Here is a 19,099-nt window from a genome sequence, read left to right as displayed (position 1 = left end):
GTGTCATGAGTCGCTGCTCGGCGGCGACCATTTCAGCAAGGCGCTCTGCGCGTTGAGGCGCCACTGGTTGGCCACCGCATACAGCGCGCCGTCGACATACAGCAACGGCAGGCGCGCGCGCGCGAAGGCGGGGACGCCCGCTTCATTGAGCAGGCGCTTGAGGTCGCGGTGGCCACGGCCCGGCAGGTGCATGTGTTCGCCCCCCTGGCGGTAGCGGACCTCGAGTCGGCCCGGCGCAAGGTCGCCGGTCCAGCGCAGCTCGCCGTTACCGGGCAACGCCAGAGGGAGACGGGGATCGAGCCACGGACCGGCCGGCAACGGCGGCTGCAGCCAGAAGCCGGAGAGCCACCAGATGCGCTGCTGGCTGACGTGCAGTTCGCCATCGGCCAGACGCCAGCTCGGCGTGGCCGCTGGGCTAGCGTCGCGCAGGTCGGCCCAGCCAGCCCAATGCGCGGCGTCGGGCAGGCGGGTCAAGGGCGCCAGCCAGGCCTGCAATGCGTTGCGCTGACGTGCGGCTGAGAGCTGGCGCAGAGGCGGCAGCGACAGGGTCGGCACGCCGAGCCACGGGTGATCGTTGCCCGTCAGCGCCTCTTCGAGATCTTCGCGCGCCAATTCCTCCAGCAATTGCAGCGCCTCGCTCACGTGGGCAGCTGCCCGGGCCATGTTCTGCATAGCCTGGGGCCAGCGGGTCGCGAGTGCGGGAAAGATGCTCAATCGCAAAAAGTTGCGCGACGGACGGTCATCGGTATTGCTCGGGTCCTCGACCCAAGGGATCTGCCGCTCGGTGGCCCAGGCATGCAAGCGCGCCCTGGGAACATCGAGCAATGGCCGCACCAGCAGCCCTGCTCCCAGCGCCCGTTGCCGTGGCATTGCGGCCAAACCGCGTACCCCCGCCCCGCGCAGCAACCGGAACAGCAGGGTTTCGGCCTGATCGTCGCGATGCTGGGCGGTCAGCAGCACCTCGTCCACTTGCAGACACTCGACGAACGCCTGATAGCGCGCGTCCCGTGCCGCCTGTTCAAGGCTCGCGCCGGCTTGCACCTGAACGTGGATCACTTGCAAGGGGATGTTCAGTTGCGCGCAGACCGACGCACAGTGCTCGGGCCAGGCATCGGCAGCGGCTTGCAGACCATGATGGACATGGATGGCGCTGAGGGGTGGCAGTGCATGCCGGCGGGCGAGCTCGGCGAGCTGGTGCAGCAGGACAGTGGAATCGAGACCGCCGGAGAAGGCGACGCGCCAGGCGGGGACGTTACGGAAGGGGGTGAGTTGCTGCAGCAGTTGATCGAGCATGATCGGGCCCTGCTGGCGGGTTGGAGATAATGGTATTGCGACTGGCCCCTTCGCGGGCAAGCCCTGCTCCCACAGGAGTTAGTGATTGTGGGAGCGAAGCTTGCTCGCGAAGGCAGCCGCGAGACCGCCAATCGTCAGCAAGCGGGTATTACAGACCGTAGCTCATCAAACGCTCGTAACGACGGGCCAGCAGCGCATCGTTATCGAGGCCCTTGAGCATGTCCAACTGCGCGGTCAGCTCGGCACGGATATTGGCCGCAGCCTTGGCCGGATCGCGATGGGCGCCACCCAGTGGCTCGTTGATCACCTTGTCGACGATGCCCAGGCCTTTCAGGCGCTCCGCCGTGATCCCCATGGCCTCCGCAGCGTCCGGGGCTTTTTCGGCGGTCTTCCACAGGATCGATGCGCAGCCTTCCGGCGAAATCACGGCGTAGGTGGAGTACTGCAGCATGTTCAACTGATCGCAGACACCGATGGCCAGCGCACCGCCCGAACCGCCTTCACCGATCACGGTCGCGATGATCGGGGTTTTCAGCCTCGCCATGACGCGCAGGTTCCAGGCGATCGCCTCGCTCTGGTTGCGCTCTTCGGCGTCGATGCCCGGATAGGCGCCCGGGGTGTCGATGAAGGTCAGGATCGGCATCTTGAAGCGCTCGGCCATTTCCATCAGGCGGCAGGCCTTGCGGTAGCCTTCAGGGCGCGGCATGCCGAAGTTGCGACGCACCTTCTCGCGCACTTCACGGCCTTTCTGGTGACCGATGATCATCACTGGCTGCTCGTCCAGACGAGCGATACCGCCGACGATGGCGGCGTCATCGGAAAAGTGCCGATCGCCGTGCAGCTCGTCGAACTCGGTGAAGATGTGCTGGATGTAGTCAAGGGTGTACGGGCGGCGTGGATGACGCGCCAGGCGAGCGATCTGCCAGCTGGTCAGGTTGCCGAAGATGCTTTCGGTCAACGTGCTGCTCTTGTCCTGCAGACGCGAGATCTCATCGCCGATATTCAGAGAGTTATCGTTACCGACCAGGCGCAATTCTTCGATCTTGGCTTGCAGGTCGGCAATCGGCTGTTCGAAATCAAGAAAATTCGGGTTCATAGTCTTCCGTCTTGGGTCGACGGCCAGGCGGCCGGCCGGTTGATCCGTTTGGCGCCATACCTTACGGAATTGGCGCATTCAGGTCGAGTTTAAAAATCAGGTCGAGCCATGCCTCGCTGGCGGCGCGCGTTTCGAAACGCCACCGGCGGGCTCTGAATCAACGGTATTGCAAAAAGACGTTCTCACGCCCGAACTGGTCACGCAGCGCTTGAATCAAGCTGTCGGCCGGGTCGATTCGCCAGGCCTCGCCGAATTGCAGCATGGCCTTGGCGTCTTGGCCGGTGTAGTCCATGGTCACCGGGCAGGCGCCGCGATGGCGTTTGAGCAACTCGCCCAGCCAGCTCATGCGATCGCCCTTGAGCGCCTCGACGTTGACCTTCAGGCGCAAGCTTTCGGCCAATTGCGTACGGGCATCCTCCATGGTCATCACGCGCTTGACCCGCAGGCGCAGGCCGCCGGAGAAGTCATCGTTGCTGACCTCGCCTTCGACCACCACTACCGCATCGGTCTGCAGCAGATTCTGCGCGGTGATGTAGGCATCGGCGAACAGCGACGCCTCGATCCGCGCCGAGCGGTCGTCGAGGGTGATGAAGCCCATCTTGTCGCCCTTCTTGTTCTTCATCACCCGCAACGCGATGACCATGCCCGCCACCGTCTGGCTTTCGCGCGACGGCTTGAGGTCGATGATGCGCTGACGAGCGAAACGACGAATCTCGCCTTCATACTCGTCGATCGGGTGACCGGTCAGGTACAGGCCCAGGGTGTCCTTTTCGCCCTTCAAACGCTCCTTGAGGGTCAGCGGCCGTGCCTTGCGATGGGACGCGTAGACGTCGGCATCCGCTTCGACGAACACACCGCCGAACAGGTCGATATGCCCGCTGTCCAGGGTGCGCGCGGTCTGTTCGGCCGCCTTGATGGCCTCCTCCAGAGAGGCCAGCAACACCGCGCGGTTCTGGTCGATACTGGCCTGGTAGGCCTTGGGCTCGTCATGGAAGAACGGCCCCAGGCGATCCAGCGCGCCGCTACGAATCAGGCCATCGAGGGTGCGTTTGTTGATGCGTTTGAGATCGACCCGCTCGCAAAAATCGAACAGGTCCTTGAACGGCCCGCTCTGGCGGGACTCGACGATGGCCTCCACCGGCCCCTCGCCCACGCCCTTGATCGCGCCCAGGCCATAGACGATGCGGCCGTCGTCGTTGACCGTGAACTTGAACTCCGAGGTGTTCACGTCCGGTGCGTCGAGGCGCAGCTTCATGGTGCGCACTTCTTCGATCAAGGTCACGACCTTGTCGGTGTTGTGCATGTCCGCCGAGAGTACCGCGGCCATGAACGGCGCCGGGTAGTGGGTCTTCAGCCAGGCGGTCTGGTAGGACACCAGGCCATAAGCGGCGGAGTGAGACTTGTTGAAGCCGTAGCCGGCGAACTTTTCTACCAGATCGAAGATGTTGCCCGCCAGATCCGGATCGATATTGTTGCTCGCGCAGCCTTCGATGAAGCCGCCGCGCTGCTTGGCCATCTCTTCGGGCTTCTTTTTACCCATGGCGCGACGCAGCATGTCGGCACCACCGAGGGTGTAGCCGGCCATGACCTGCGCGATCTGCATCACCTGTTCCTGATACAGGATGATGCCGTAGGTCGGCGCCAATACCGGCTTGAGGCCTTCGTACTGGTAATCGGAGTGCGGGTACGCCAGCTCGGCACGGCCGTGCTTGCGGTTGATGAAGTCGTCCACCATGCCTGATTGCAGCGGGCCCGGGCGGAACAGCGCCACAAGTGCGATAAGGTCTTCGAGGCAGTCGGGCTTGAGCTTCTTGATCAGCTCCTTCATGCCCCGGGACTCGAGCTGGAACACCGCGGTGGTTTCGGCTTTTTGCAGCAGCGTGTAGGTCGGCTTGTCGTCCAGCGGGATAAAGGCGATGTCCAGCGGCGGCTCGTCGACCTTGGCGCGCTCGCGGTTGATGGTCTTCAACGCCCAGTCGATGATCGTCAGGGTACGCAGACCGAGGAAGTCGAACTTCACCAGACCGGCCGCCTCGACGTCGTCCTTGTCGAACTGAGTCACCAGGCCGCCGCCCTCCTCGTCGCAATAGATCGGCGAGAAGTCGGTGAGTTTGGTGGGGGCGATGACCACGCCGCCCGCGTGCTTGCCGACGTTACGGGTGATGCCCTCGAGCTTGAGGGCCATGGACCAGATTTCGCCGGCCTCTTCATCGGTCTTGAGGAAGTCGCGCAGGATTTCTTCCTGCTCGTAGGCCTTCTCCAGGGTCATGCCCACTTCGAACGGGATCATCTTCGACAGGCGATCGGCCAGACCGTAGGACTTGCCCTGTACCCGCGCCACGTCGCGCACCACCGCCTTGGCCGCCATGGAACCGAAGGTGATGATCTGGCTGACCGCGTTACGCCCGTACTTGTCGGCCACATAATCGATGACGCGGTCGCGGCCATCCATGCAGAAGTCGACGTCGAAGTCGGGCATGGAGACCCGTTCGGGGTTGAGGAAACGTTCGAACAGCAGGTCGTATTCCAGCGGGTCGAGATCGGTGATCTTCTGCACATAGGCCACCAGCGACCCTGCACCCGACCCCCGCCCAGGACCTACCGGCACGCCGTTGTTCTTGGCCCACTGGATAAAGTCCATAACGATCAGGAAATACCCGGGGAAGCCCATCTGGATGATGATATCCAGCTCGAAATTCAGGCGATCGACGTAGACCTGACGCTTGGCGTCGTAGTCCTCGGTGGTGTCCTTGGGCAGCAATACCGCCAGGCGCTCCTCGAGACCGTCGAACGAGACCTTGCGGAAATACTCGTCGATGGTCATGCCGTCGGGAATCGGGTAGTCGGGCAGGAAGTGCGTGCCCAGCTTGACCTCGATGTTGCAGCGCTTGGCGATCTCGACGGTGTTTTCCAGGGCTTCGGGCAGGTCGCTGAACAGCTCGGCCATTTCCGCCGGGCTCTTGAGGTACTGCTGGTCGCTGTAGTTCTTGTTGCGGCGCGGGTCGTCCAGCGCCCGGCCTTCGCCGATGCACACGCGGGTTTCGTGGGCCTCGTAGTCTTCCTGCTTGATGAAGCGCACATCGTTGGTGGCCACCAGCGGCGCCCCCAGGCGATCGGCCAGGGCCACGGCGGCGTGCAGGTATTCTTCGTCGTTGGCGCGGTTGGTGCGCTGCACTTCGACATAGAAGCGGTCCGGGAACACCGTCATCCATTCACGCAGCAGGTGCTCGGCATCGCCTGGATTGCCACCCAGCAGGGCCATGCCGATTTCGCCTTCACGCGCTGCGGACAGAGCGATCACGCCCTCGCTGGCCTCGGCGACCCAGTCACGCTCGATGATCACCTGGCCATTACGCTGGCCATCGATGAAACCGCGGGAAATGAGCTCGGTGATATTGCGGTAGCCCTTGGCGTTCATCGCCAGCAGGCTGATGCGGCTCAAGGCCGCGTCGGCATCGCGCCCGGCCATCCACAGGTCGGCACCACAGATCGGCTTGATACCGGCGCCCATGGCGGTCTTGTAGAACTTGACCAGCGAGCACATGTTGTTCTGGTCGGTGACGGCCACTGCGGGCATGTTCATCCCGGCCAGGGCCTTGACCAGCGGCTTGATCCGCACCAGGCCGTCGACCAGCGAGTATTCGGTGTGCAGGCGTAGATGTACGAAAGAAACCGACATGTTTGATCCTGTGACAACGGATGCAGTTAGCGAGGGGACGTGCCCCCGATTCGATGAGTCAGTCACTGCGCGAGGGACTGGCGGATTTTTCGGGGGCAAGCCCCCTCGCTACAGGGTGATTTGAGTGGCGACGATTGTACCGAGGTTCACGCCAGATCTGTATCCAGATAAGGGCGTGCTTCCCAGGCCGCGCGCACCGGGGCGAACGAGCGCCGGTGAATCGGCGTTGGTCCCAGACGGGCCAGCGCCTCGAGGTGCACGGGCGTCGGATAGCCTTTGTGCCCACCGATGCCGTAGCCCGGATAGATCAGCTCGAAGGCGGCCATCTCGCGATCACGGCTGACTTTCGCCAGGATCGAGGCCGCGGCGATCGCCGGCACCTTGGAGTCGCCCTTGATCACTGGCGCCGAGGGCACCTTCAACTGCGGGCAACGATTGCCGTCGATCAACGCCAGCCGCGGCGTCACGCTCAGCCCTTCGACGGCGCGCTGCATCGCCAGCATGGTGGCATGGAGGATGTTCAAGCGGTCGATCTCGTCGACTTCGGCACGGGCGATGCACCAGGCCAAGGCCTTTTCGCAGATTTCCTCATAGAGCAGCTCGCGGCGCGCCTCGGTGAGCTTCTTGGAGTCGTTGAGGCCGAGGATCGGCCGGCGCGGATCGAGAATCACCGCGGCCGTGACCACGGCGCCACACAGGGGGCCGCGACCGACTTCATCGACCCCAGCGACCAGCTCTTCGACCAGGTCGTAATCCAGGCCCATCTGCAATTGCTTGCTCATATTCGTCAGACACTCCTTGGTAACGCGGCACGCGCCGGGTCGAGCAAGGCCAGCACCGCCTCGGCGGCCTGATTCGAGGCATCCAGGCGCAAGGTGCGGTGAATGGCATCGAAGCCTTGGGTCTGTTCACTGCCGCCATCGATCAATGGCAGCAAGGTATCGGCCAGCGTCTCGGCGGTGGCGGCGTCCTGCAGCAACTCCGGCACCAGCATGCGCTGAGCCAGTAGATTGGGCAGCGACACGTAGGGGCTCTTGACCATGCGCTTGAGGATCCAGAACGTCACCGTCGAGAGCCGGTAGGCCACTACCATCGGCCGCTTGTACAGCAGGGCCTCGAGGGTCGCGGTGCCGGAGGCGATCAGCACCGCGTCACAGGCGGCCAGCGCGGTATGGGACTGACCGTCGAGCAGGGTGACCGGCAGTCGCCGACCTTCGAGCATCGTCTCGAGCTGCGCGCGCCGTGGCGGGCTCGCACAGGGAATCACGAAACGCAGGTCAGGACGCTGGGTCAGCAGACGTTGCGCGGCGTCGAGGAACAGCTCGCCCAGGCGACCCACCTCGCCGCCACGGCTGCCAGGCATCAAGGCGACCACCGACGCGTCGGCCGCCAGGTCCAATTGCGTACGCGCAGCCAAACGGTCGACTTCCAGCGGCACGGTATCGGCCAGCGGATGGCCGACGAACTTCACCGGCACCCCCTGCTCCTCGTAGAAGCGCGCTTCGAACGGCAGCAAGGTCAGCATCAGATCGCAACCCTCACGGATCTTGAGCACCCGCTTCTGCCGCCACGCCCAGACCGACGGGCTCACATAGTGAACGGTCTTGATCCCGGCCTGGCGCAGCTTGAGTTCGATATTGAGGGTGAAATCCGGCGCGTCGATACCGATGAACACATCGGGACGCTGCTCGATCAGGGTGGCGATCAGGTCTTTGCGTCGACGCAGCAGCTCGCGCAGACGCCCCAGCACCTCGACCAGCCCCATGACCGACAAGCGCTCCATGGGGAAATACGATTGCATGCCCTCGGCTTCCATCAGCGGACCACCCACACCAATGAAGCGAATGCCGGGATGGCGCACCTTGAGCGCGCGCATCAGACCAGCACCGAGGATATCGCCGCTGGCCTCACCGGCCACCAACGCAACGGTCAACACCTGTGGAAGTGACATCAGCGCGTGATGCCCCGGGAGGAGCCTTCGATGGACTTCAGGAACAACGCAACCTCAGGGTGCTCGGCGGCGGGCTCGGCGAGCTCGGCGATCGCCTTGTCGACCGTCAGGCCCTGACGGTAGACCACCTTGTAGGCGCGGCGCAGCGCCTGGATGGCTTCGTTGCTGAAACCGCGACGGCGCATGCCTTCGAAGTTCATGCTGCGCGCTTCGGCCGGGTTGCCGAACACGGTGACGAACGCCGGAACGTCCTTGCCGATGGCGGTGCCCATGCCGGAAAAACTGTGCGCGCCGATATGGCAGAATTGATGCACCAGGGTGAATCCGGAGAGGATCGCCCAGTCATCGACATGCACATGACCGGCCAGCGCCGTATTGTTGACCAGAATACAGTGGTTGCCGATGACGCTGTCATGACCGATATGGGCATAGGCCATGATCAGGTTATGATCGCCCAGCGTCGTTTCATGACGATCCTGTACGGTGCCGCGGTGGATGGTCACACCTTCGCGAATCACGTTGTGGTCGCCAATCACCAGGCGCGTCTCTTCACCCTTGTACTTGAGATCAGGGGTGTCTTCGCCCACCGAAGAAAACTGGTAGATGCGGTTATGCTTGCCGATCCGGGTCGGCCCCTTGAGTATCACGTGAGGCCCGATGACGGTCCCCTCGCCGATTTCCACACCTGCACCGACGATCGACCATGGACCGACCTCGACGCCGTCCGCCAATTTGGCAGAAGGGTCGATGATGGCACGAGGGTCAATCAAACTCATAGTTTACGTTCCGCGCAGATGATTTCAGCGGAGCACACCGGTTTGCCGTCAACGGAGGCCGAGCATTCGAACTTCCAGATCTGGCGCTTGCAGCTGAGAAACTTGGCTTCCAGGATCAACTGGTCACCCGGCAGCACCGGCTGGCGAAAGCGCAGCTTGTCGGAGCCGACGAAGTAATACAAGGTGCCGTCCGCCGGTTTGACGTCGAGCATCTTGAACCCCAGGATGCCCGCCGCCTGCGCCATGGCCTCGATGATCAGCACGCCCGGCATGATCGGATGCGCGGGGAAGTGACCGTTGAAGAATGGCTCGTTGATGCTGACATTCTTGTAGGCACGAATCCGCTGCGCCTCGGTATCAAGCTCCACCACCCGATCCACCAACAGGAAAGGATAGCGGTGCGGCAGGTATTCGCGAATCTCGTTGATGTCCATCATTTCTGGGGGAAGCCTGTATAAAAGATAGGGAGCGCGCGGCGCGTGCGCAGCACTCCTCTTGCAAATCAAGGAGGCATTCTAACGGCAGTGCACACTTGATGTGGAAATGGTATCAGCCTTCTGATGATCCTTTGTCGGCCTGGGTCACGGCCTGGACCTGCTTTTCTACCTGCTGCAAGCGGCGATACATGTCATCGAGCTGGCGAATCCGCGCGGCACTCTTGCGCCATTCGGCAGCAGGCTGCATGGCTGTGCCCGACGAATAGGACCCCGGTTCGGTGATCGAGCGCGTCACCATGGTCATGCCGGTCACGAACACGTTGTCGCAAATCTCGATATGGCCGACCAGCCCCACACCACCGGCGAGCATGCAGTGCTTGCCGATCTTGGCGCTGCCGGAAATCCCCACACAGGCGGCCATGGCAGTGTGATCACCGATCTGCACGTTGTGGGCAATCATGATCTGGTTGTCGAGCTTGACGCCATTGCCGAGCACGGTATCTGCCAGCGCACCGCGATCGATGGCGGTATTGACGCCGATTTCGCAATCATCGCCGACGATCACGCCGCCGATCTGGGCGATTTTCTGCCACACGCCCTTTTCGTTGGCAAAGCCGAAGCCTTCGCCACCGAGTACCGCGCCCGACTGGATCACGACCCGCTGGCCGATCCGCACATCGTGGTAGAGCGTCACCCGAGGCGCCAGCCAACCACCGGCGCCAATCACGCTGCGCGCACCGATGAAGCATTGCGCACCGATGGTCACCCCGGCACCGATGATCGCTCCGCTTTCGATAACCGCACCCGGGCCGATGCTGGCAGTAGCGTCGATGATCGCATCGTCAGCCACCACCGCGGTCGGATGCACACCAACCACCGATTTAGGCTTGGGATCGAACAAGTGGGAGATGCGCGCGTAGGCCAGATAAGGATCCGGCACCAACAGCGCATCGCCGGCATAGGCATCGGCGTCAGCTGCCTTAAGCAACACGGCGCCTGCCTGGGTATCGGCCAGGTACTTGCGGTACTGGGGATTTGCCAGGAAGCTCAACTGAGCTGGGCCGGCCTCCTGAAGAGTGGCCAGCCCAGTGATTGTTCTACCTGCGGTGCCACGTAAGGTGGCACCCAGGATCTCGGCCAACTCGCCGAGCGTGACGTTGGCGGTCATGATCAGCGCGACTGATTCATGCGCTCGATCACCTGGCGAGTGATGTCGTATTGCGGTTTGACATCGATCACAGCGCCACGCTCGAGAACCAGGTCGAATGCACCTTGCTTGATGACCGCTTCCACGGCGCCATCCAGCTTGGGCTTGAGTTGTTGCAGCATGTCACGGTCAGCGGCGGCCTTGGCTTCGTTCAGCTCCTTGGACTGGAACTGGAAGTCCCGGGCCTTTTGCTTGAAGTCCAGCTCCAGCTTGTCGCGGTCAGTCTGGGCCATCTTGTCGCCACCGCTCACCAGCTTGTCCTGGATGGCCTTGGCGCTGCTTTCCAGGGCTTTGAGCTTGGTCAGTTGCGGGCCGAATTTCTTCTCGGCGTCAACGGCGTACTTCTTCGCCGCGTCCGATTCCAACAGCGCCATCTGATAGTTCAGAACAGCGATTTTCATGTCGGCAAACGCCGGAGTAGCACCCAGAGAAGCGGCCAGAGTGGCGGCCAGTACTACCAGTTGAGTCAACTTACGCACAATGAACTCCTGCAGAATTCGGGTTGTTGCCCCGAGGAGCAGACCTTAGAAGGTCTGACCCAGGGAGAATTGGAAAATCTGGGTTTCGGCATTGGTCGGCTTCTTGACCGGCATCGCCAACGCGAAGCTCAGTGGCCCCAGCGCGGTGACCCAGGTCACACCCACACCGGTCGAAACGGCGATGTTGGAGAAATCGACACCAGAGCAGTCCCTGGAGTTAGCCTCACAGTCGGTGTTGAAAACGTTACCGGCATCGACGAATAACGAAGTCCGCAGCGAGCGCTGGTCCTTGACGAACGGCAGCGGGAACAGAATTTCGGCGCCACCAGTGATCTGGACGTTACCACCGAAGGCCAGCGGGTCCTGGTCTGGGTCGGCCGTAGTGCCACGCACTGGGTCGGTCTTGCTCGGCGTACTGCGGGGCCCCAAGGTGCTGTCTTTGAAACCACGTACCGAGTTGAAGCCACCGGCATAGTAGTTCTCGTAGAACGGTAAGCCATTGGTCGAACCATAGCCACCGCCATACCCCAACTCACTGTGGAAGCGTGCGGTGTAGTTATCGGTGATCGGCGCGAACAATTGACCGCGATAGTCGATCTTGTAGAACGACAGGTCGCTGCCCGGAATGGTCACTTCACCGGTCAGGCTCTGCGATGCGCCACGGGTCGGCAGCGTGCCTTTGTTCAAGGTCGAAGACGACCAACCCACCGACGCCTTGTAGTTCAGGAAGCTGTCGCCTTCCCTGTCGATGAAGTCGAAGATCTGGTCAACGGTATAGGTACCGGTCTTGATCTTGTCCTGCTGAGCCGTCAGGCCGAAGTTCAAGCGCGAAGTCTCGCTGATCGGGTAACCGAAGCTCACACCGCCACCCAGGCTGTCGACCGAGTAGCTGGCGATATCGACGTCGAGGTCTTTGTAGTTGGTGGTGCGGTAGAACACGTTGTAGCCCAGGCTGACACCATCCGGCGTGAAGTACGGATTGACGTAGCTGAAGTTGTAACGGCTCTGGTATTCGCTGCGGGTCAGGCCGATGGAGACCTTGTTACCGGTACCCAGGAAGTTGTTCTGGCTGATCGAACCACCGAGGATCAGACCGGCGCTCTGGGCGAAGCCGACGCTGGCGGTGATCGAACCCGAGGCTTGTTCTTCCACGTCATAGTTGACGTCGACCTGGTCGTCGGTGCCCGGCACCGGCGGCGTTTCGACCTTCACTTCCTTGAAGAAACCCAGACGCTCGAGGCGAGTCTTGGACTGGTCGATCAGGTAGGTCGAAGCCCAACCGCCTTCCATCTGACGCATCTCGCGACGCAGCACTTGGTCATCGGACTTGGTGTTGCCACGGTAGTTGATGCGGTTGACGTAGGCACGTTTGCCTGGATCCACGGCAAAGGTGATATCGACGGTCTTGGTGTCCGCATGGGGCACCGGCACGCCATTGACGTTGGCGAAGGTATAGCCATCGTTACCCAGGCGGCGAGTGATCAGCTCGGAGGTGTTGGTCATGACCTTGCGCGAGAACACCTGGCCCTTCTTGACCAGCAGCAGCGCCTGGACCTGGTCTTCAGGTACTTTCAGGTCGCCGTTGAGCTTGACGTCGCCGACGGTGTACTTCTCGCCTTCAGTCACGTTGACCGTGATGTAGACGTGCTTCTTGTCCGGAGTGATCGAAACCTGGGTCGAGGCGATATCCATGTTGATATAGCCGCGGTCCAGGTAGTACGAGCGCAGACGCTCGAGGTCACCGGACAGCTTTTCGCGTGCGTACTTGTCGTCGTTCTTGAAGAACGACAGCCAGTTGGTGGTTTTCAGCTCGAACAGGTCGGTCAGGTCTTCTTCGGAGAAGACCGTATTTCCCACCACGTTGATGTGCTGAATGGCGGCCACGGCACCTTCGTTGATCTTGATTTTCAGACCTACACGGTTACGCGGTTCCGGCACGACCTCGGTATCGACCGTAGCCGAGTAGCGGCCCTGGGCGACGTATTGGCGTTGCAGTTCGTTACGCACACCCTCGAGGGTAGCGCGCTGGAAGATCTCACCCTCGGCAAGGCCGGACTGCTTCAAACCTTTCATCAGGTCGTCAGTCGAGATGGCCTTGTTGCCCTCGATGTCGATACTCGCGACCGATGGGCGCTCGACGACATTGATGACCAGGACGTTACCGTCGCGCCCCAGTTGGATGTCCTGGAAGAATCCAGTTTTGAACAATGCACGAGTGGATTCCACAAGACGCCGATCATCCGCAGTCTCGCCCACGTTCAGGGGCAAGGCGCCAAATACGCTACCGGCGGATACCCGCTGGAGACCGTTGACACGGATATCGGAGATGGTGAAGGACTCAGCGTGAACTTCGGCGATCATCAATACGGACAGAACCGCAGTTAGCAGCAGACGTTTCATGAAGTCCTTTCTTATTCCAACTGGCAATAAACAAACTGCCGCTTATGCGGCAGGTTCGCAATTGAGCTAAGCTTTACAGTCGACCCAAATCGTTGATCAGGGCCAGTAACATCACCCCGACTACCAAACTGATACCGATTTGGATCCCCCAACCTTGTACCCGATCCGAGACTGGGCGACCACGCACCCACTCGATCAGGTAGAACAGCAAATGCCCCCCATCCAGTACGGGGATGGGCAGCAGATTAAGAACTCCCAGGCTAATGCTCAGGTAGGCGAGGAAATTCAAGAAATCCCCCATGCCCGACTGGGCCGAAGCGCCCGCCACTTTAGCAATGGTTATCGGTCCACTCAAGTTTTTTACCGAGAGCTCGCCGAACAACATTTTCTTCAGCGAATCAAGGGTCAGGACACTCATGGTCCAGGTCCGTCGAGCACCTTCGACCACCGCATCCAGCGGCCCGTAACGGACCTCGCGCAGCATGGCCGGCGGCCATTCGCCGCCCTTGACCCCAGCCCCCAGGTAACCCGCCGACGCCTTGCCTTCACCGCGATGGGCCAAGGTCACCGGGACCTCGAGCTGGGTGCCCTCGCGCTGCACCTGCAGCGTTACCTTGGCATCCGGACGCTGACGAACGGCATCCACCAGCGCCTGCCAATCGGCAATCGCCGCACCATCCAGGGCCAGCAGGCGATCGCCGGTCTTCAGACCAGCGGCGGCGCCTGGCCCCTCGGGATCGATTTCCGCCAGCACCGGTTCGACTACCGGGCGCCAGGGTTGAATGCCCAGAGACTTGATCGGATCGGGCTCGTCGGAGCCTTTAAGCCAACCATCGAGCTTGACCGTATGACTGACGGCGTTGGAAGCGCCTTGGTCCTGCACACCGATCTGCAGCGAGCCAGTCTCCCCCAGACGCCTCACCAGCTCGAGATTGACCCCGGCCCAGCCACGCACCGCCTCGCCATCTACCGAAACGATTTCCTGCCCCGCGCTCAAGCCGGCCTGAGCCGCCACGCTGCCCGGCTCGACCGCACCGATGACCGGACGCACCTGCTGGCTGCCGACCATGGCCAGAATCCAGAAGAACACCAGCGCCAGCAAAAAGTTGGCGATCGGCCCCGCCGCGACGATGGCGATCCGTTGACCGACCTTCTTGCGGTTGAACGACTGCTCGACCAGATGCGCGGGCACCTCGCCCTCGCGCTCGTCGAGCATCTTCACGTAGCCGCCCAGCGGAACGGCAGCGACTACATACTCGGTACCTTGCTTGTCGCTCCAACGCAACAATGGCATGCCGAAGCCCACGGAAAACCGCAGGACCTTGACGCCACAACGGCGGGCGACCCAGAAATGGCCAAATTCGTGAAACGTCACCAGCACGCCCAATGCCACCAGCGTGCCCACAATCATGTAGAGCGCACTCATAGGAGTCTCCCGTCAGTCGCGCACCGCAATGGAGAGCCGCAGCCCGGCCGGCACTCTATCACTAAAATTGTCATCGAAACGTCAATGACCATGGCGTGCCAGCCACTGGCCTGCCAGTTCCCGAGCCGTACCGTCAGCCTCGAACACGGCGTCCAGATCATCCAGCGCGACGACCGGCTCCTGCTGCAGAACGGCCTCGATCATACTCGCGATCTGCGGGTAGCGCAGGCGCCCCTGCAGGAAAGCCTCGACGGCGACCTCGTTGGCGGCGTTGAGCAAGGCCGGCGCGCTCCGGCCCGCCTGGGCGGCTTCGCGGGCCAGACGCAGGCACGGAAAACGCACTTCGTCGGGCGCCTCGAAATCCAGCCGGGCAATGGCGAACAGGTCCAGCGGCGCGACACCCGAGTCGATCCGTTCGGGCCAGGCCAGGGCATTGGCGATCGGCGTGCGCATATCGGGGTTGCCCAACTGCGCCAGCACCGAGCCATCGACATAGTCGACCAGCGAATGGATGACGCTTTGCGGATGCACCACCACCTCGACCTGATCCGGGCGCGCATCGAACAGCCAGCACGCCTCGATCAGTTCAAGGCCTTTGTTCATCATGCTGGCCGAGTCGACGGAGATCTTGCGGCCCATCGACCAGTTGGGGTGCGCACAGGCCTGATCCGGAGTGACCAGTTGCAGCTCCGACAACGGCGTACGGCGAAATGGCCCGCCCGAGGCGGTCAGCAGGATGCGACGCACACCTACGCTGGTTAGGCCCTGCCCATAGTGGGTCGGCAAGCACTGGAAAATCGCGTTGTGCTCGCTGTCGATAGGCAGCAGCACGGCGCCGCTTTCGCGCACCGCCTGCATGAACAGGGCCCCGGACATGACCAGGGCCTCCTTGTTGGCCAGCAGTACCTTCTTGCCTGCCTTGACTGCGGCCAGGGTCGGTCGCAGCCCTGCGGCACCGACGATGGCGGCCATCACGGCGTCGACTTCGCCCGCTTCGGACACATCACACAGCGCCTGCGCGCCGACCAGCACTTCAGTACGCGAGCCGGCCGCCCGCAAGCCTTCGCAGAGCGTGACCGCGGCACCTTCATCAGGCACTACGGCAAAGCGCGGCCCGTGACGCACGCACAACGCCAGTAATTGCGCCAGCCGCGAGTAACCACTCAGGGCGAACACTTGATAACGTTGTGGGTGACGAGCGATGACGTCCAGAGTACTCAGGCCGATGGACCCGGTGGCGCCCAATACGGTAATCAGTTGTGGCTGGCTCACTGGACGCCCCAGCCCGCTATCCACAACAGCACCGAGAATACCGGAATGGCAGCGGTGAGGCTGTCGATGCGATCCAGCACCCCGCCATGCCCCGGCAGCAGGTTACTGCTGTCCTTGATACCGGCGCGACGCTTGAACATGCTTTCGGTCAGGTCGCCGACCACCGAAATGAACACGACGATAGCCGCAGCCACCAGCGCGCCGAGCAACTGCCGGGCGGTGAAATGGTAAGTCAGGCCGACCACCAGAGTGATCAACAGGCACAGCACCAGCCCCCCATACACGCCTTCCCAGCTCTTGCCAGGGCTGACCTGCGGCGCGAGCTTGCGCTTGCCGAATGCGCGCCCGGCGAAATAGGCGCCCACATCAGCGCCCCAGACCAGCACCATGACCGCCAGAATCAACCAGTTGCCCAGCGGCAGTGACTTTATATAGACCAGCCCCTGCCACGCCGGCAGCAGCACCAGCAGGCCGATCACCAGGCGGCGCACGCTGCCCTTCCAGTGTTCGGCGGACATCGGATAGGTCAGCACCAGTCGCGTGGCCAGCGCCCACCATCCCACCGCCGCCGCCAGCACCCAGGGTGCCAACGACGGGACCTGGTGCAGAATGAGCAGCAGCACGGCGACTACGGCAGCGAACCCCCAGCGGGCGCCCTGGCCTTCGAAGCCGGCAAGACGCGCCCATTCCCATGCACCCAGGGTGACCACGACGCCGATGAACAGCGCGAAGTTGCCACCGTCGAGCAGGAAAAAACCGCACAAGGCGATCGGCAGCAGGATCAAGGCAGTGATGATTCGTTGTTTAAGCATTAAACCCGGGCCCCAGCCTCGATCTGGTCGCCCGTTCTACCGAAACGACGCTGACGAGAAGCGAAATCGGCCAACGCAGTGCGCATGGCCTCGTGTTTGAAGTCCGGCCAGAACAGGTCGGAGAAATACAGCTCGGCGTAGGCCAGCTGCCACAACAGAAAGTTGCTGATGCGATGCTCACCACCGGTGCGGATGCACAGGTCGGGCAGCGGCAGATCGCCCGTCGCCAGGCAGGTCTGCAGCAGTTGCGGGGTGATGTCTTCGGGCTGCAGATGGCCACCCTGTACTTCACGCGCCAGCCGCTGCGCAGCCTGCGCGATGTCCCACTGACCACCGTAGTTGGCGGCGATCTGCAGGATGAAGCGGCCCTCCCCCGCCGTTTGCGCTTCGGCCTCACGCATGGCGGCCTGCAACTCCGGATGGAAGCGCGAGCGATCGCCGATGATGCGCAAGCTGATGCGGTTGTCGTTCAACCGCCGCGCCTCGCGACGCAGAGCGGTGAAAAACAGCTCCATCAGCGCCCCGACCTCTTCAGCCGGGCGCTGCCAGTTCTCACTGGAGAACGCGAACAGGGTGAGCACCTCGACCTTGGCCTCGGCACATACTTCGATGACCGCGCGGACGGCGTCCACGCCCGCCTTGTGCCCGGCGACACCGGGCAGCAGGCGTTTTTTCGCCCAACGGTTATTACCATCCATGATAATCGCGACATGTCGCGGTACCGAGGACAGCGGCACAGCCTGCTTGGTCTTTTCCATGAAGGCGTCCTGACCCCTTATACGGCCATCAGGTCCTTTTCTTTATCTTCCGTGGCCTTGGTGATCTGGGCCTCGGAATCTTTGGTCAGCTTGTCGATATCGGCAACCGCACGACGCTCTTCGTCTTCGCTGATTTCCTTGTCCTTGACCAGTTTCTTCAGGTCACCCAGGGCATCACGGCGGATATTGCGCACGGCAACACGCGCATCTTCTGCGGCGCTGCGCGCCTGCTTGGTGAAGCCTTTGCGGGTTTCTTCGGTCAGGGCAGGCATGGAGATCAGCAGCAACTCGCCCAGGTTGGTCGGGTTGAGATTCAGACCGGCGCTCTGGATGGCCTTGTCGACAGCAGCGAGCATGTTGCGCTCGAAGGCCACGACTTGCAGGGTGCGCGAATCCTTGACAGTGATGTTCGCCACTTGCGTGATGGAGGTATCAGTACCGTAGTACGGCACCATCACGCTGCCCAGAATGCTTGGGTGAGCCTTGCCGGTGCGAATCTGGCCGAATGCGTGACTCAGGGATTCCAGGGACTTGTGCATGCGCTCTTGAGCGTCTTTTTTGATTTCGTTGATCATTTCTCGCCTTCCTCGATCAGAGTTCCTTCAGCGCCGCCCACTACGATGTTCAGCAAGGCGCCGGGCTTGTTCATGTTGAATACCCGCAACGGCATATTGTGATCGCGGCACAGGCAGATGGCCGTCAGGTCCATCACGCCCAGCTTGCGATCCAGTACTTCATCGTACGTCAGGCGGTCGAATTTCTCAGCATGCGGATCCTTGAATGGATCGGCAGTGTACACACCATCGACCTTGGTCGCCTTCAACACCACGTCGGCGCCGATTTCGATTGCCCGCAGGCAAGCGGCCGAGTCAGTGGTGAAGAACGGGTTGCCGGTACCGGCAGCGAAGATCACTACGTCGCCCGACTTGAGCAGGCGGTCAGCCTTGCGGCGGTCGTAGTGATCGGTCACACCGACCATGGTGATGGCCGACATGACGATGGCGGGAATGTTCGAGCGCTCCAGCGCATCGCGCATGGCCAGGGCGTTCATCACCGTGGCCAGCATGCCCATGTGGTCGCCGGTCACCCGGTCCATGCCAGCCGCGCTGAGCGCCGCGCCACGGAACAGGTTGCCACCGCCGATCACCAGACCGACTTGAACGCCGATCCCTACCAACTGCCCTACTTCCAGGGCCATGCGATCCAGTACCTTCGGATCGATGCCGAACTCTTCCGAGCCCATCAGGGCCTCGCCGCTCAGTTTGAGCAAAATGCGTTTATAGCGAGGTTGACGACCACTCACCTGCTGAGCCATTGCGAGTTTCTCCTGCGGCATTGTGAAAATTCTTTGCAGACCCCAAGGGCTCTGCGCTAACTACTTTAGCTAGGCGCCGCTTCAGCGCCATCGGCCACCTGCCTTGTAAGCGGGAAAACCGTTCCAAACTGTTTCGCGCCTTGAAAAAGAGGCTGCGCGCGTGAGCGGGCAGCCTCTTTGGGGCGACGAATGTAACTA

General features: G+C 62.0%; 16 protein-coding genes. All 16 read right to left on the bottom strand.

What is annotated here, in order from left to right; all coding sequences use genetic code 11:
- Nucleotides 1-3: 3 nt before the first annotated feature.
- A complete protein-coding gene (gene tilS, locus AC3WJP_RS18780; RefSeq protein ID WP_493722068.1) occupies nucleotides 4-1,293 on the bottom strand; it encodes a tRNA lysidine(34) synthetase TilS in 1,290 nt (429 codons plus the stop codon).
- A gap of 148 nt (nucleotides 1,294-1,441) precedes the next feature.
- Nucleotides 1,442-2,389 (bottom strand): acetyl-CoA carboxylase carboxyltransferase subunit alpha, encoded by a 948-nt coding sequence (locus AC3WJP_RS18775; protein ID WP_493722067.1) that lies wholly within the window; start codon nucleotides 2,387-2,389, stop codon nucleotides 1,442-1,444.
- Between the two features lie 157 nt (nucleotides 2,390-2,546).
- On the bottom strand, nucleotides 2,547-6,068 hold the full coding sequence (gene dnaE, locus AC3WJP_RS18770) for a DNA polymerase III subunit alpha (protein ID WP_493722066.1): 3,522 nt from the start codon (nucleotides 6,066-6,068) through the stop codon (nucleotides 2,547-2,549).
- Between the two features lie 146 nt (nucleotides 6,069-6,214).
- Complete coding sequence (gene rnhB / locus AC3WJP_RS18765; protein ID WP_493722083.1) at nucleotides 6,215-6,838, bottom strand: ribonuclease HII; 624 nt, start codon at nucleotides 6,836-6,838, stop codon at nucleotides 6,215-6,217.
- A gap of 17 nt (nucleotides 6,839-6,855) precedes the next feature.
- Nucleotides 6,856-8,019: a lipid-A-disaccharide synthase gene (lpxB, locus tag AC3WJP_RS18760; RefSeq protein ID WP_493722065.1), complete on the bottom strand. Its 1,164-nt coding sequence runs from the start codon at nucleotides 8,017-8,019 to the stop codon at nucleotides 6,856-6,858.
- The gene (gene lpxA / locus AC3WJP_RS18755; RefSeq protein ID WP_493722064.1) at nucleotides 8,019-8,795 is read right to left on the bottom strand and encodes an acyl-ACP--UDP-N-acetylglucosamine O-acyltransferase; all 777 of its coding nucleotides are present in this window, start codon (nucleotides 8,793-8,795) and stop codon (nucleotides 8,019-8,021) included. Before lpxA ends, lpxB begins: the two co-directional genes overlap by 1 nt.
- Complete coding sequence (gene fabZ, locus AC3WJP_RS18750) at nucleotides 8,792-9,232, bottom strand: 3-hydroxyacyl-ACP dehydratase FabZ (protein ID WP_226504954.1); 441 nt, start codon at nucleotides 9,230-9,232, stop codon at nucleotides 8,792-8,794. The genes lpxA and fabZ overlap by 4 nt, the downstream gene beginning before the upstream one ends.
- A 112-nt stretch (nucleotides 9,233-9,344) precedes the next feature.
- Nucleotides 9,345-10,400 (bottom strand): UDP-3-O-(3-hydroxymyristoyl)glucosamine N-acyltransferase, encoded by a 1,056-nt coding sequence (gene lpxD, locus AC3WJP_RS18745; RefSeq protein WP_493722063.1) that lies wholly within the window; start codon nucleotides 10,398-10,400, stop codon nucleotides 9,345-9,347.
- A gap of 2 nt (nucleotides 10,401-10,402) precedes the next feature.
- Entirely contained in the window at nucleotides 10,403-10,918 is a 516-nt protein-coding gene (locus AC3WJP_RS18740) for an OmpH/Skp family outer membrane protein (protein WP_493722062.1), read from the bottom strand.
- Nucleotides 10,919-10,963: 45 nt separating this feature from the next.
- Entirely contained in the window at nucleotides 10,964-13,318 is a 2,355-nt protein-coding gene (gene bamA, locus AC3WJP_RS18735) for an outer membrane protein assembly factor BamA (protein ID WP_493722061.1), read from the bottom strand.
- Between the two features lie 73 nt (nucleotides 13,319-13,391).
- A complete protein-coding gene (gene rseP / locus AC3WJP_RS18730; RefSeq protein ID WP_493722060.1) occupies nucleotides 13,392-14,744 on the bottom strand; it encodes an RIP metalloprotease RseP in 1,353 nt (450 codons plus the stop codon).
- Nucleotides 14,745-14,825: 81 nt separating this feature from the next.
- Nucleotides 14,826-16,016 (bottom strand): 1-deoxy-D-xylulose-5-phosphate reductoisomerase, encoded by a 1,191-nt coding sequence (gene ispC / locus AC3WJP_RS18725; RefSeq protein WP_493722059.1) that lies wholly within the window; start codon nucleotides 16,014-16,016, stop codon nucleotides 14,826-14,828.
- Nucleotides 16,013-16,828 (bottom strand): phosphatidate cytidylyltransferase, encoded by an 816-nt coding sequence (locus AC3WJP_RS18720; protein WP_493722058.1) that lies wholly within the window; start codon nucleotides 16,826-16,828, stop codon nucleotides 16,013-16,015. Before AC3WJP_RS18720 ends, ispC begins: the two co-directional genes overlap by 4 nt.
- Nucleotides 16,828-17,586 carry a polyprenyl diphosphate synthase gene (uppS, locus tag AC3WJP_RS18715; protein WP_493722057.1) on the bottom strand — a complete coding sequence of 253 codons (759 nt, stop codon included), beginning with the start codon at nucleotides 17,584-17,586 and terminating at the stop codon, nucleotides 16,828-16,830. Before uppS ends, AC3WJP_RS18720 begins: the two co-directional genes overlap by 1 nt.
- A 17-nt stretch (nucleotides 17,587-17,603) precedes the next feature.
- Nucleotides 17,604-18,161: a ribosome recycling factor gene (gene frr / locus AC3WJP_RS18710; protein ID WP_493722056.1), complete on the bottom strand. Its 558-nt coding sequence runs from the start codon at nucleotides 18,159-18,161 to the stop codon at nucleotides 17,604-17,606.
- Entirely contained in the window at nucleotides 18,158-18,901 is a 744-nt protein-coding gene (gene pyrH / locus AC3WJP_RS18705; RefSeq protein ID WP_493722055.1) for a UMP kinase, read from the bottom strand. The genes frr and pyrH overlap by 4 nt, the downstream gene beginning before the upstream one ends.
- Nucleotides 18,902-19,099 lie beyond the last annotated feature (198 nt).

The organism is Pseudomonas sp. GW821-FHT01A09, from assembly GCF_058986725.1.
This window is presented reverse-complemented; position numbering and strand designations above follow the sequence as displayed.